The sequence below is a fragment of the Pasteuria ramosa genome (assembly GCF_056496785.1).
The window spans coordinates 1519169-1535995 of record NZ_CP143099.1; the positions used below are offsets into that span (position 1 = coordinate 1519169).

At 29.6% G+C, this 16827-nt stretch carries 8 protein-coding genes; 5 read left to right on the top strand and 3 right to left on the bottom strand.

Annotated elements, in window-relative coordinates:
* Positions 1 to 707: 707 nt before the first annotated feature.
* On the top strand, positions 708 to 1979 hold the full coding sequence (locus VS182_RS06435; protein WP_479492513.1) for an IS701 family transposase: 1272 nt from the start codon (positions 708 to 710) through the stop codon (positions 1977 to 1979).
* Positions 1980 to 2563: 584 nt separating this feature from the next.
* On the opposite strand, the gene VS182_RS06440 is transcribed toward VS182_RS06435, so the two are convergent.
* Positions 2564 to 6538, bottom strand: coding sequence for a PolC-type DNA polymerase III (locus VS182_RS06440; protein ID WP_479492514.1), 3975 nt, complete (start codon positions 6536 to 6538; stop codon positions 2564 to 2566).
* Between the two features lie 886 nt (positions 6539 to 7424).
* Between VS182_RS06440 and VS182_RS06445 the strand changes: the two genes are divergently transcribed.
* Complete coding sequence (locus VS182_RS06445) at positions 7425 to 9047, top strand: DEAD/DEAH box helicase (RefSeq protein WP_479484328.1); 1623 nt, start codon at positions 7425 to 7427, stop codon at positions 9045 to 9047.
* Between the two features lie 3 nt (positions 9048 to 9050).
* Positions 9051 to 9818, top strand: coding sequence for a YqhG family protein (locus tag VS182_RS06450; protein ID WP_479484329.1), 768 nt, complete (start codon positions 9051 to 9053; stop codon positions 9816 to 9818).
* Between the two features lie 215 nt (positions 9819 to 10033).
* Here VS182_RS06450 and VS182_RS06455 read toward each other — a convergent pair whose 3' ends face one another.
* Both VS182_RS06455 and trxB read right to left on the bottom strand, forming a co-directional pair.
* On the bottom strand, positions 10034 to 10936 hold the full coding sequence (locus VS182_RS06455) for a polysaccharide deacetylase family protein (RefSeq protein ID WP_479492515.1): 903 nt from the start codon (positions 10934 to 10936) through the stop codon (positions 10034 to 10036).
* Between the two features lie 106 nt (positions 10937 to 11042).
* Positions 11043 to 11990, bottom strand: a complete 948-nt coding sequence (gene trxB / locus VS182_RS06460; protein WP_479488619.1) for a thioredoxin-disulfide reductase — start codon at positions 11988 to 11990, stop codon at positions 11043 to 11045.
* A 1887-nt stretch (positions 11991 to 13877) separates the two neighbouring features.
* On the opposite strand from trxB, the gene VS182_RS06465 reads away from it, so the two are divergent.
* Positions 13878 to 14300, top strand: coding sequence for a ferritin-like domain-containing protein (locus tag VS182_RS06465; protein ID WP_479487377.1), 423 nt, complete (start codon positions 13878 to 13880; stop codon positions 14298 to 14300).
* Positions 14301 to 15468: 1168 nt separating this feature from the next.
* Positions 15469 to 15594: a hypothetical protein gene (locus tag VS182_RS06470; RefSeq protein WP_479487376.1), complete on the top strand. Its 126-nt coding sequence runs from the start codon at positions 15469 to 15471 to the stop codon at positions 15592 to 15594.
* Positions 15595 to 16827 lie beyond the last annotated feature (1233 nt).

Sequence of the window (16827 nt, forward strand, 5' to 3'; positions counted from 1 at the left end):
AACACTATTGATGGAATTTAAACACAAAAATAGCTATTATCATAGCTTTTAATGCCTTTGATTAGACCCTTAAACTCCCTTCACATTGATTCTTGGACAAGTCCTATATATCAAAAAAAATAACAATTTTATATTGATATTGTGATTTTTTTTGATATATATTACAATATTAAATTCAAAAATATTATAAAGAGATAAAATTATTTTATATAAACTTATTTTTTGGCATGAACTTAAAACTATTAATAAAATGTATGCATTTCAATATATAATTATCAATATTCAAATAATTAAAACATTAGTATTTATATATCTTAAAAAATATATAAAAGGCAGCTTTACTGTTTATTTTAAGCTTTTTTAATAAATTTTTAAAATTGACAATAACTACCAATAATCTGCACTAATTGGATATATTAGCATTCTTGGACAAGTCCAAGGTAAATATGAAGTATGCGAAAATACTATCATATCCAAGATATCCTGTGAATCAATTTGAATATTTTTGATCTCTAATATTAGATATGCTTACTGTACATGCAAAAAAAGCAAAAAAATGTAAATTATTAATAAAAATAATAAAATTTTATTATTTTTCCAAAGTTTACAATATATTACATTTTAATATTTTACAAACAAAAATAGACATTCCGCTATCACCTGTGTAGAATGTAAGTGTTAACAAAAAACCAACAGGAGGATAGAGAATGTCTATTAATTGTAGGTTAACAAATAAATCTCATTTGGTCAAATTTTTTCGTAAATTGGGGTTAATATCCCAATTTACTTCATCTGTTTTTAATCATATTTTGCAGATTATTGATGGTATGTTGTCACAAAACTTTAACGGAACTTTGTCAGATATTCATAAAAAAAGCTTTTATAACAGGTGCCGCCAAACGATAAGCCATATGATGACTAATTCAAAATGGGATGAAAAAATACTTAGTGACGCCATAAACAATGTTGCTTATGAAGAAGTTATCAATCAAGCTAAGAGAAAAAATAAACCTTACTTTCTGATAATTGACGACACAGTATGCCATAAGACAAAGCCATCATCATTAGCTGAACACCCTATACAAGCAGCAGGTTACCATTATTCTAATCTAGATAAAAGAAGTGTATATGGTCATTCTATTGTTCAAGCTATGTTACATACAGATGGTTTAAGCTATCCTATAGAAGTTACACGTGCTAATAAAACAGAAAGTAATAAAATGGATACTGCTTGCGATATCATATCTAGTGCTCCTGAGCCAGATCACAAAGCATATGTTTGTGTAGATTCTTGGTATATTTCAAAAAAGATCATCGAAACAAGCTTAAAAAAAGGATTTCATTTTATAGGTGCATTAAGAATCGATATTGTTATTTGTCCTTTAGGCATTAAAAATCAAATAAAAATGTTTTTAAATTTTATAAAAAATAAAGATACAAAAGTTGTTACCATTAAAAAACAAAAGTATCGTGTTTATAGATATGAAGGTAATCTTAATTTTATTGACAATGCAGTTGTCCTTATTTGTCTTAAGGAAGGTCAAGATATATCTAAAGCAAAAGCTTTTATTTGCACAGATATGGAGCTAAGTAATGAAGAAATTCTAAATTATTATTCGAAAAGATGGGAAATCGAAACCTATTTTAGAACAGCTAAAAATTATCTTGCTTTACAAGGATACCAAGTCAGATCCATCAAATCTTTAGATAGATACTTAATTTTACAAATGTTTGTAGCAATGTATTGTATACATACAGGTAATGGTAATCTCCTAAAGGGATTACGTAAATATCAGGCTAAAAAAGAAGCTGATCGAATAGAAGATATGATTGATATATTAATTTCATCCCTTAAAGAGGTAATATCATATTTAGATGTTCCTACGCATATATCTGTGAAGCTTATTTTATCACGTGCCAAAAAAGGATTAAGAGCAGCACTAAGGTCCTACTGTTATCAATTTAAAGAGGTAGCCTAAATCTGCAAATACAATTAAAAAGGATAGATATGGTAAAAAAACTAAAAAAGCTAGATTTGTTTTTTGACCATTTATAAATATAATTAAATTTATTATAACAATACAAATATATAAATTCTCTTTTTAGAGTAATTAAACATAAGGATGCTAAATTACTCTAAAAATAAAAACGATCTTTTGTATAAACAAATAATGTTCAAACTTAGATTATAATAAACTTTTTAAGTTAATTTTTGAAAATCAAAAATTATGGCCTATTTTTTTGGCAAGTACAGATGCTTATCTTAGATTTTGCTTAAGTTCTTCTAGAAAAACAAAAAAAAGATAAAAAAATAATAATACAAAGAATAATTAATAATACAAAAAATAATAAAGAATCCAGAAGAAAAAAGAACCTGCCAATAAAATTTTTACTTGTAATTTATAATAAAAAAACTTTGATTGGATAGACAAATTTTTCAACTGGGAGTTTACATGATTTTAAGCTTTTTAAGAATTCACATATTCCATTGCTTTTTAACAAGATCAAAATTTTTGACTTCATTATTTATATTTAAAAAATATAAATAAATAAATATAAATAACTAAAATAAAGACAATTGATTTGTTGGAGGTAAATTTGTTAAACACTTGGCTTGTTTCAATGCTTCTACTACAGCACTAGTAACGCGTGTTCTATCCTGAAAATCCTCAATTGAATGAAATACACCATCTTTACGTGCTTTTACAATATTTAAAGCGGCACTTTCGCCGATCCCACTAAGTGAAATAAGCGGTGGGATTAAGCGTTGTTGGTCAATAACAAATTTTTTAGCCTCAGATTTATATAAACTAAGTGGTGAAAAAGCAAAACCACGGGCATAAAATTCTAAGACTGATTCCCATACAACTTGCTGCCCTTTTTCTTTAGCTGTAACCTTTTTTCCTTGTAGGTGAAGTTGTGCTAAAGATTGTTTTAAAAACACCACACCTTTATCAATTAAATGCCAATCAAAATCACTTAGTAAACGCCGGAAATAAGTTGCATAATAAGCTATAGGGTGATGAACTTTAAACCACGCTATACGTAAAGCCATCATTACATAAGCTACAGCATGTGCCCTAGGAAACATATAGCTGATTTTTTGACAAGAATTAATATACCAGTCTGGTACATCATGTTTTGCTAAAATCTTAGCTTCTGCTTCAGTAATACCTTTTCCTTTACGTACGTTTTCCATAATCTTAAAAGCTAAAGACGCAGGACAGTTTTTACGCATAAGGTATAACATAATGTCATCTCTTGTACAAATAGCTTCAGATAACTTACAAACACCACTACGAATTAATTCTTGTGTGTTACCAATCCATACATCTGTACCATGCGATAAACCAGAAATACGAATTAATTCAGCAAACGTCTGGGGCTTTGTATCTTCTAACATCTGACGAACAAATGGTGTCCCAAATTCAGGCACTCCTAAGGTTCCTGTACTAACACCGACGATGTCTAAATCACCAATAGCATCTTTACGATAAAATAACTGTAAAACCTGTGGATCATCAAAAGGAATTGTACGTTGATCAACACCCGTTAGATCTTGTAAATCACGAATCGTTGTTGGATCTTGATGACTAAGTACATCTAACTTTAACAATTTACCACTAAGCGCACGATAGTCAAAATGCGTCGTCCTTACACCTGATTTACGATCATCAGCAGGATATTGAATTGGAGTAAAGTCATGTACATCCATACCCACAGGAATAACAATTAAACCTCCAGGATGTTGACCTGTCGTACGTTTAATCCCTGTACAACCTTGTACCAAACGTTCAATCTCCGCCACACTAAGTTGTAATTCTTGATGTTGCTCATATTTTTTCACAAACCCATAAGCTGTTTTATTCTGTACATGACCAATCGTACCCGCACGATAAATATAATCCTTACCAAACAATTCTTCCGTATAAGCATGTGCACGTGCTTGATAATCAGAAGCAAAGTTTAAATCAATATCCGGTATTTTATCATCTTTAAAACCTAAAAAAGTTTCAAAAGGAATCTGCTGACCATCTTTAATTAATGCTTCATTACATTTAGGACATGCCTTATCAACTAAATCAAACCCCGATTCATAAGAACCATCAGTAACAAACTCACTATACTGACAACCAGGACATCGCCAATGAGGTGGTAAAGGATTTACTTCTGTAATGCCACTTAAAGTAGCAACTAAAGACGAACCAACAGAACCACGTGAACCAACAAGATATCCTTCTTCCAATGATTTACTTACCAAGCGTTGTGAAATAAGATAAATAACCGCAAACTCGTTTTGAATAATACTCGTTAATTCTCTCTTTAGCCTTTTTTGTACGATATCAGGTAACGGATCCCCATACCATTTATAAGCCTGTTTATAACATAATTCCGTTAATTCTTCCTCTGCACCCTCAATTTTTGGTGTGGCTGTTTGTGCAGGAAAAAGTTCGATTGTATCATCAATCTTGTCCACAATAGCTAAAGATTGCTCAACAACAACTTCTTTCGCCTTTGCTTCCCCTAAATAAGCAAAAGAATCTAACATCTCATCAGTTGTCATAAAATGAGCCGGTGGTAACGGAATTTTTTGCCGAAACCCAGTATGATTACTAACAATGATATCGCGAAAAATCGCTTCTTCTTTATTCAAATAATGAACATTACCTGTCGCTACAACAGGTTTCTTTAATTGTGCACCAAAATCAACAATCAACTGATTTGTTTCCTGAAGATGCTTAATCTCACGGACGATACCACGATCAACTAAACTTGTCTGACATTCACAAGGTTGCATTTCTAAGTAATCATAAAAATCAGCACAAGCTAAAGCTTCTTCTTTCGTTCGATGTAAAACGGTTTCATAAAACTCACCATTCATACAACCAGAACCAATTAACAAACCTGCACGATTTTGCATCAAATGACTTTTCAACAACCTAGGCACACGATGAAACCACTTAAGATGAGCATCACTCACAAGTTGATAAAGATTTTTCAAACCCCCTTTATTTTGCACCAAAAGCGTCACATGAAAAGGACGCAACTTCTTGTAATCCACAGGATCAAGACTATTAAGATCATACAAATCAACGATCTCATTCTGACGTACCTGTTTCAACAAATGATCTAACAAATATGCCGTTGCTTCAGCATCATGAATTGCCCGATGATGCTGTGTTAAAGAAATCCGAAAATGTTCTGCAAGTGTACTCAAACGATAATTTTTAAATTGCGGATATAAATGCCTAGCCAATTCCAATGTATCTAAAATAGGATTACGAAAACCATCAAGACCCAACTTTAAAGACGCTGTTTGTAAAAAAGCAGCATCAAAACGTGCATTATGCGCGACAATAACATCTTCACCCACAAAAGTACAAAAATCAGGCCACACATCAGACAAAGACGGTGCATCTTTTAAAAGATCATCATTAATCTTCGTCAATTCCACAATTTCCGGTGGAATTTCATAACCTGGATTAACAAACGACTGCCAACGATCAACTATCTTCCCTTTATCATAACGAACCGCAGCAATCTCAATAATATCATGATAACGTACAGTCAGACCTGTTGTCTCAACGTCAAGCACAACATATGATCCATCCAACCCTTGATGCTTTGGATTAAAAACCACAGGCAATTGATCATCAACAACATACGCTTCCATACCTAAAACAACTTTAACACCATGCTTCTTCCCAGCCCTAACAGCCTCAGGGAAAGCTTGTACATTACCATGATCAGTAATAGCAACAGCAGAATGACCCCAATCCGCAGCACGCTTAATCAACAGATTAACATCAACCATACCATCCATCGTCGAATTAGATGTATGCGCATGCAACTCAACCCGCTTACATAAAGCATCATCTGAAACTAAATTTTTCTGAGACAAAACTTGACCAGTCTTAATCATCAAAACACAATCATTAATAAAAGTATCCTGCTGCATATTACCCTGCAACTTAACAAACTGACCAACATCAGCCGACAAAAAAGCATACCTACGCCCACTACTACTACCCCGCGGATGAAAAAACATCTTACAAATAAGCGAACAACGATCATCAGTAACCCACAGAATAAGCATCTGCTTACCACTCTTAAGCATCTTGAGCTCTTTTTTAAAAATACTCCCCTCAACACACACAGGTCCAGAAGTAGGCAACTGACACAAAGACATAACACGACCTTCCCCATCAAAACTACCATCCAACTTCTTCCTATCAGAAACCTCATCCAAAACAACATCTTGCACACCATCAACATCTATAGGCTTATCCGAAGAAAATACAAACGACACATCAACATCAGGTGCAAAAAACGCCTTAACATGAGCACAAAACAACTGACGCCACTGCACAAGCAAAGGACCCCTAGTATGCACAAAAACTTCCCAAGCAGCACGCTCGCGACTAACCAACACCTTAATAATCTTCGCACCAAAAAAATGCTCCCTCACATCATCAGGCAAACCAGTCTCTTTACATAAATTAGAAAAAGCAACATCCTCCGCCAACAAATCTCCCACCTAAACACCCCCATTTATCCTCTAAATACAAATAACAAACATAAAAGAAAAAATAAGAAAAAAGAAAAGAAAAAGAAAAGAAAAAGAAAAGAAAAGAAAAAGAAAAGAAAAAGAAAAGAAAAAACTAAAAAGCAATAAATAATAAATAATAAATAATAAATAATAAATAATAAATAATAAATAATAAAAAAATAAAAGAAATAAAAAACCATAAAAGAAAAAACAAATAAAATAAAGATATATCTACTAACATCATCTTAATTTAATATAATTTTTTACACATTTTTACACAAAATACCTTTATGCAAAAATACATAAAAACCAACAAACCAAGCCAATATAAGCGATGAAGACAAACTTCATAAAATCATTTTTAATAATCATATTTGATAATTTAATTTATGCTGTTTAATTGATGCAATTTAAAGATAAAAAAATAACTTTCTTGCTTTTAATTTTATAGCAATCATAATATATATTTCTGATTTTCAAATTCTGTAAAAGCTAATTTCCTTTTAATGGTTTGTTTTTATAATATGGTTTATTGTTCTCTTGGTTTATCTTTATCTTGGTTTACCTTTACCTTGGTTTGTTTTTTCCTTATTCCTTTTTCTCTTTGTTTTTTAATGAAAAAATCTTTTTTAAAAAAGATTTTACCTTTTTAAAACTTATTTAAAATCATTTCTGTTAAAATATTATATCTATGCACAAATATTATCTTTTTAAGAAATATTTTTCTTAAAAAGTACACTTGAAGTCCTTTTATAATAATTTCTTTGTAGATAATTTAGTCATAATAATTTTACGATATTTTTACAATATTTATTTTTTTTCATAATCCTGATGATACTTTATATATATATCCCAATCCAATGGTGTTGATCGTATGATACCCTGTCCCATTATTTTTCGCAAAGATGGATTGAAAAAATGGTTAGACATATCAAATCATGGTACGGCTGATCGTTGGCATCTTGCTATTGAAGCCGCATCCTTACTATGCTCCCCTTCTTTTAATCGTTTGCAATCGTTAAAATATTTAACAAATCTTAAACCACTTAAACATCAAATAGCTGTAGCTAAAAAAGTTATTCATGAACTAAAAGGTCGCGCTATTTTAGCTGATGAGGTAGGCTTAGGAAAAACAATTGAAGCTGGTTTAATTTTAAAAGAATATTGGCTACGTAAACAAGTCAAGAAAGTTCTCATCCTTACACCATCGTCGCTTGTATTACAATGGGTACGAGAATTACAACAACATTTTCAATTACAAATACGCGCCCAACAAAAGGAATGGATGTGGGAAACAGAGGACTTGTTGGTAGCATCGCTTGATCGCGCTAAAAGGTCACCTCATTGCGATATTATTCTCAAACAAAAATATGATCTGTTGATTGTGGATGAAGCACATAAGTTAAAAAAAATGGAAAATCAAAATTGGCGCTTCGTAAATGAAATCAATAAAAAGTATTTCTTGTTGTTAACAGCAACTCCTCTTCAAAACAATTTAAATGAATTATACAGTTTGACGCATTTAATAAATCCGGATTTACTGGGTACAAAAAAAGAATTTACTAAAAAGTATATCCGAGGTAAACATGGTATTGATCAAGTTGCAACATTGCAATCTTCGCTAGCAAAAATGGTTATTAGGACTAAAAGACTTGATACAGATGATTTCCCTAATATAAAACGTTATGTAAATTGTGTAAAAGTTAAGTTAAATCCAAAAGAACGGTCGCTTTATCATGCCGTAACGGATTTTGTGAAAAAAAATTATCATGAAAAAAAGATCTCTATCTTGCAATTAATTATTTTACAAAAAGAAATCTGTAGTAGCCGTAATGCCGCTTTTGAGGGACTTGTCCATTATACAAAACATAAGACAAAAGATATTGATGAGATGTTAGCACTCTTTGAACTTTTAAGAAATATTGATTATTGTAGTAAAGCTGATAAAGCCATAAAATTAATTGAAAAATTACAACCTCATAAAGTAGTGTTATTCACTACTTTTAAAGCAACGCAGAAAATGCTTATGCATTATCTAAACAAAGCTAAGATTAAAGCTGTCGCTTTTACCGGTAACTTTAGTCGTAACAAAAAAGCTTGGATGATGGAGCAATTCGACAAAAAAGCTAATGTACTAATTACCACGGAATCAGGTGGCGAAGGACTAAATTTACAATTTTGTCACAACCTGATAAATTTTGACTTACCCTGGAATCCCATGCGTATGGAACAACGTATTGGTCGTATCCATCGTTTAGGTCAAACAAAAAATATAAATGTCTATAATTTTATTACAGAAGATACAATAGACCATTATATCTGGTCCATTTTACAAAAAAAAGTGTTACTCTTTGAAAAAATATTCGGTTCTTTGCCTAAACTACTCGGAGACCAAAATATTTTACAAGAATATCGCTGGGAAAAAAATTTATTTCATAAATTAATGCATATGGAAGATCAAGCATCACCAAATCTGTTAAACAGTGCAGGTGGTTAAAATATGACGAATGATCAACAAGCACTTGCGATAACTAAACGTTATCTAATGAATTATAACGCTTCTTTAATAGATGAGAACAATGTATCAATCACAGCGGACCTACCTATGTGGTTAGATAAAGAGTTGTTCCCTAGAATAATGATGGATTTTATGAAAAAACCAGACAAAGTACAGCGTACTTTTTCCATTGATCCTAAAGCACCTATGTCTTCAAAAGATGTGAGATGGGGCTCACCCCTTTTTATGCATCTACTAAGCAGTGCAAAAAAATTAGGCCGCTTTGTCATGCTTTATACTAAAAATCATGGTGATAGGAAAGTAATATATGAACCATGGCTGCTGATGCATTTTAAAGTTCAATATATATGTTCTTGTAATAAAAGCTTTATGTTAAACTGGGCCTTCCAACTAAACGACGCTAAAATAAAAGAAAATATCTATCCTAGATGGAAAAAATATACTTGGGAATCTTTTGACAAAAATACAAAATTAAATTGCTTACCTATCCGTTTTACGTTACGCGAAGTAACAAATAAATTACAAGATGTCCTGTTAAAATCACTAGCTAAAAAAGATCATACGTGGGCACATGAAAAACAATTGAACCATATGGAAGACATAATGTATAAAATGAATAACAAAAATCATAAAATAGCCCAAATAGAAAAAACAAAAAAAATGGTACAAATAACACCTGAAGAAAAAATAAATTATAATAAATCACATATAATAATTGAAATATTTTCTATAGCATTTATGTACCTTTAGATAATAAATAGAAAACAATGACATTAAGTAATTATAAATATAAAGTATAAAGTGAAATAAAATGAAGTGAAATAAAACAAAAAATAAAGAAAAAATAAAAATGTAATAAAAATTACAAAATATAAAAATAAAATTGATAAAAAAATGTAAAAATCATTAAATAATATGAAAAAATGATTAAATAATAATCAAATCGAAACTATATAAACATCAATCTATACAAGAAAATAAACCCATGGTACCGGAACAGGATATGGTGCTGGGTAAGGTGATGGATATGGTACAGGAGGATAATAGGGCGGCCACGGATAAGGCCTGTATCCATAAGGATCACGGTAATAAGGTCTATTAGGCGGACGGTTATAAGGTCTATTAGGCGGACGATTCTGGATATTGTTGTAAGCCGGAGAAGGTTGAGAAAAGATATTTTCTTTTAATGGTGCTTTAACTTCTTCTTTGTAAGGTTTTTCCTTAATCAATTTATCAAGTCGTACGATTTGAAAACCTTTTTGATTTTTTAACATCTCAATAATCTTTGGTAAAGCATGTAACATTGATGTGCGATCTCCACCACCATCATGCATTAAAATAATGCTACCATTTTGGACATTTTTTGAGACAGTCTCTAAAATTTCCTCTGCTGTCTTTTGGACGTTCCAATCACTTGGATCTACTTCCCAACCAACCATAATATATCCAGCTTGGAATAACCATTTCCTTCTCTCTAAGTTTTCATAGCCATAAGGGAAACGAAAGTAACGCACCCATTTACCACAAGTGGCATGGATAAGGTCGCTTGTTTTTTTAAGATCTTCAATAACTTCTTCACGATTCTTTTTTAAAAAAGAATCGTGTTTCCATGAATGAGAAGCAACTAAATGGCCTTCATTCACTATCCGATTTACAATGTTTTCCTTACATGGTATATTATCACCGACCAGAAAAAAAGTGGCTTTAACATCATATTTCTTCAAAATATCTAAATAAAAAGGCGTGGCCAATGAAGGCCCATCATCAAAAGTCAAAGTCACTTCTTTTTTATTACGCGACCCATGACGTATAATTGATAAATTATCACTTATGTATTTTAAATCAGGATTATGTAAATTATTGTACAAAAAAATCCAACTTTCTTTAGGTTTTTATATCAGCACTTTATGTAAAAAACATCATACGAGTGACAAAAAAAACACAAACATGAACATCGTTTGTGTTTTTTTTGTCCTAAGAACTCCAATCATTAAAAGCACTTCCTGTTAAAGCACGTTCGCAATCCATAGCAGCCATACATCCTGATCCTGCAGCTGTAATAGCTTGGCGATATGTATGATCAATCACATCTCCACAAGCAAATACATAAGGGATATGCGTACGTGTTGTACCAGGTTCTACAACAAGATAACCATTATCATCTGTTTTAAGCTGATTATGCAAAAAAGACGTATTAGGTGTATGACCAATAGCAACAAAAATACCATCTGTAGGTATAATCTGTTCTTTGTTTGTTAAATTATGCACAACCTTTAAACCAACAACCTTATTGTTTTCACCTACAACACTTACAGGACGACACTGCAAAAGCCACTTAATCTTCTTATTATCACGTGCTCGTTCTTGCATAATCTTTGAAGCACGTAACTCATCACGACGATGAACAACACAAACTTCCGTTGAAAACTTCGTTAAAAACATCGCTTCCTCTAAAGCTGAATCTCCCCCACCGACAACCAAAATCTTTTTACCACGAAAGAAAAAACCATCACAAGTAGCACACGTACTTACACCAGAACCCATGTATTCCTTCTCACCAGGGATACCTAACAACCTAGCTGAAGCACCCGTAGCTAAAATCAACGAACTAGCCAACAACTTATCCTTACCCATCGTAACCTTAAAAGGCCTCTTAGATAAATCAACATGATCAACAATACGCTGCATCAACTCAGACCCAAAACGCGCCGCCTGCTTACGCATACGCTGCATCAACTCAGGTCCCAAAATACCCTCTTCAAAACCAGGAAAATTCTCCACATCAGTCGTCATCGTCAACTGACCACCTGGTTCAGGCCCTTCTATAACAATCGGCGACAACCGCGCACGAGATAAATATAAAGCAGCTGTATACCCAGCAGGTCCAGATCCAATAATAATAGGCCTAGCTTGATTATTCATAAATAACCCCCCAAATAACAAACATAACAAACTACATACACATTTCCATCTTATATCTTGAAATATAAATAATATATATTTAAAGATATAAGATACCATAAAAAATAACAAAAACCAAAAATAACACACAAATAAATAAAAAAATCACTAAATATCAACAAACAACATCATAATTTAGAACTAATATCATAATAAAAAACCAAAAAATAAAAACACAAGCACTTCATCTTAGCTAGCTTAAAATATTCTCCATTGATTATAATCGAGCTTGTCCAAAAACCACTGCAAAGAGAGTTTAATAACCTAATAGCATACACTAAAAGCTATGATAATAGCTATTTTTTTAAATTACATCATTACTAATCAACTATATTAATATTTACAGGCAAATCCCACAAATAAAAATGCAAATACTTCATCTTAGCTAGCTTAAAATATTCTCCATTGATTATAATCAAGCTTGTCCAAAAACCACTGCAAAGAGAGTTTAATAACCTAAGCAAATGCACTAAAAGCTATAATAATGGCTATTTTTTATTTAAATTCCATAAATATTTTTAAAATGAGCTTGTACCCATAAAAAAAGCAAATATATTATACTTTGAATATAAATACATCTAAACACACACAAAAGTATTTGAATCAGATTTATTTTTTTAAAAAAATTTAAAACTATCAACAATATATATATCGAAAATATTAGTTTTTATATATTCAAAAATATACAAAAGGTATTTTTTATTTTAAGTTTTAAATAAAGTTTTACAATAAAGTTTTATAATAAAGTTTTATAATAAAGTTTTAATTTTTAAATAAAATCTTAAAAAAATAAAAAACGTCAAGTAACTTTGATAATTATATATATCATCATTTATAGACATGTTCAGCAATACCCTACCAAACATTATAATAGGTATTTTATGGAACATCTAGCAAAGCACTAGCTATTAAAAAAAACCAAATATGGGTATCTATAAAAAAACAAAAACTAATTATAAAATAATAATATATTTTTAAAAAATATTATAAATAGATATTAATTTTTTAATTATAATATTTTATAAGAATATTATAATTAAAACCAGATGCTTAAAATTAAATTCCATTACATAATTAATACAATTAATACAATTAATACAATTAATACAATTAATAATAAGGGACTTGTGCCTAAAATTTAATGCAGGGTGTATTTAAGACTGAGCTTGTCCAATAAACCCTGTTAAATAGTGTTTAAGGCTCTAATTTAATGTACAAAAAGCTATGATAATGGCTATTTTTGTGTTTAAATTACACCATCACTAATAGGCTATATTAATATTTCTGAACAAGTCCACTAATAAAGTGTCTGAAAAGATATTATTATCACTACATTTAAGAAATTATTATATATAATTTATGTCATTATTAATAAATAAATATTTTGATAAATAATGATGAAAAGCAATAATAAAAAATAATGATATAATAATAGCTTTTTTATATGCTAATGTCATTGAAATTAAATTATTTAAAAATATAAATTTAATTTAAAAATATGTAATAAACAACTCATATGACAAACATTTGCGTGATCTTTGATCCTACTAAAAAAAGTACACTAAGTAATATTTATTTTTTTATATTTATTATCTTTTTATTTAATTTAAAAAATATTATTTATTAAATTAAATAAAAATCATTTTTTGATTAATATCAAGAATAAGACTAATAATATTATTATATTACATTAATATTTAATAAAATTATCAAAAAATAGCCATCGTAGTTTCAATTTACATTAATGGGTTATAATTGATTCGTAAACACGTCTTTACATATGAAGTACGATGAATATAACTAAGGATTATGTCTCAACATAAAAATCACAAAAGGAGTTTTTAATTTATGAATAAAGACCTCATTAAAGGTCTGCAAGAAGACCTTAAATCAGAGTTAACAGCTGTTCATTACTACATGTATTGCGCATCTGTTATTACAGGTATAGGCGCACTTACTTTAAAACCACTTTTTTTAACAGAATCGCAAGAAGAAATGGTCCACGCGCAATATTTAGCGGAAAAAATCAAATTATTAGGAGAAGAACCCCAGTTTGAAACTGATAAAATAAAGCATACAGATTGCGCGCGTACTATGCTAGAAACAATGCAAAAAATGGAAGAAGAAACAATTAAAAGATACCAACATCGTATTAAACAAGCCTCTGAATCACAAGATTTTGAGCTTAAATTTAAGTTAGAAGAATTTTTGGCTGATGAATCCAGACATCGCGATAGTATGCGTATGCTGCTAGCGGGGAAAGGTTTCTAAAAAATCACTAATTAATATAACGATAAAATATAAATTAAAATAAAAAATAAAAATTAAAAAATATCTCAACTAAATTCATGAGATATTTTTTAATTTTAAATAAACTCTTTAATTTTAAAACAGATAAACAAATCCACAAACTTCCCTGAGCTTGTCCAATAACCCATGTTAAATAGTGTTTAAGAACCTAATTTAATACACAAAAAGCTATGGTAATGGCTATTTTTGTGTTTAAATTACAACATTACTAATCAGCTATATTAATATTTCTGGACAAGTCAATAGAACTAATTAAAATGACTTTGTCTGTTGTTTACATAAAGGATAATCAATGATTAGAAAGTAAGGTTTACTTTCACTCCGATGCTTGCTGAATAACTTTTTATAAGCCACATCTTTTATCGTGTCACAAATTAATTTTTCATCCCATTGAGAATCGATCATATCATACGACTTATAGTTTAACGTACCCTATTATAAAAGCTGCGTTTATGAATAACAGACAAGGTTCTGTTAAAGTTTGAACTTATTCAAAAATCAATGTAAATAGATAAAAAAATAATCAAATACACTAAAAGCTATAATTATGGTTATTTTTATGTTTAAATGACATTGTTAATAATCGATTACATAATTTCCGGTCAATCCAGTTGGACATACAATCCATAATATGCAAAAAATGATTAAAAACAGGTGAAGAAAATTAGGAAGTTAAATCTAATGTATGAAAAAATTTGATCAAATGAAATTTATTTGTTAACCTACAATTAATAGACATTCTTTATACTCCTGTTGTGTTTGTTATAACAATTAAGTTTTACACAGGAGATCAAGGAATGTCTATTTGCTTTATAAAAGCTGATATTTTAAGATTTTATAAACTTTAGCAATGACATACATTTTATAATTCTTATGTAATTTGTATTTTTTAATTCATATTACTTTTTATGTACATAAAATGGTGATAAATCTAATCACTAAAAGCACAAAAAACAATAATATGAGCTTATGCTTCAAAAATTATATGCTTTATACATTTAAAACATATAATAAAACAAAGTAAACATGACGCCAAACTAATATACAAAAAACAACCTCTTGAAATATACAAAAACCTATTAGCACGCATACATTTAATTTTATTCAAACAAACGAAAAGAGTGGTACGGTGTCTTATCCAAACATTCCAAATATAACACCTGATATTAATATAAATCGTACCGATGCTATCAAAATTATCATAGCAGCCTTAGCTATGGAGGAATTAGGACTTAGCCACGTTATTAGCTTGTAATATAAAAAATAGGTACTAAATATACACCTATCTATAAATCTCATTGGATGAAGCAAATGAACGAAAAAACAACAACTAAATGTCCATAAATCATTTCTTGTATATACCCTTTATGTGGCTAAGGTTATATAAAAAAACATATTGTGTTTAAAAAAACACGAAAATAACAAGAAATATAACAAAAAACCGCATCCAATAGATTTAATATATCCAAAACAAAATATTACAAACAAAAAATGAATTTTCTTGCGTTAGAAGTTGCTAATCACAACTACAAGGCAAAAGAAAATGGTTAAATAAGATACTTTAAAAAGATCAAAAACTTTAATATTAAAGCTGATCAAAACTAAAAAGATCTTTGCTAACTTAAAGCCGTATGTATTGTAAAATGCTTGTACGGTTTAAGAGGGGATAAATTAAAGCTACCTCGTATCATAAATACCGAAGGTGAAGGGCGACACGTTATTAAATAAGCACACTGTATAAACAATAGACATGTTGCAAAAATATAATATAGGCGAAGGTTTGAAAAAAAATTTAATATAATTAATAACACAAAATAAATTTAAAAATTTAAAAAACAAGATAATTAATGCTGTTTATTTAGTACAAAATATATAATTTTATGTTTTTTTTACATTTAAATATATAAATCAAAAACAAAGCAAAATCTGTACTTACCAAAAAAATAAGATAATTTTTAATTTTTAAAAATGAAATTAAAAAGGTTATTATAAAATAAGAATAAGCTTATATTGTTTGATACTTTAATATTATTGATAAATTTTAAACATAATAACAAGTCATTAACTCTTGAGCCAAAAAATTTTACCCATAGCTTATCTTCCTATAATGTTTTGCAACATGTCTAATACAACGTGACGAAATTAATCATTTTATATCATTTAAATTTTATATAATTGGAACAAAAAATACTAAATGATATGAAAAAGAACTAAAATGTGAAAAAATATACCTGTTAGCATGTTTATTTAAAAAACAAATAAAACAACCATAAAAAAAACAATTTAAACAAACAAGTTAAAAGCCAGGTATATAAACCTCATCTAAGGTAAGTTAAACCAAGAGCCTTTAAACAGCACATGTTTGTTACTTTTTTCACCAAAGTAATTACTAATATATGCATTAAACCCAATATATTACGTGCTATGCTCTACCTAAGGATGACAAAAAAAAAACACATTTTGGAACGTGGTAAATAGTTTAAACCAA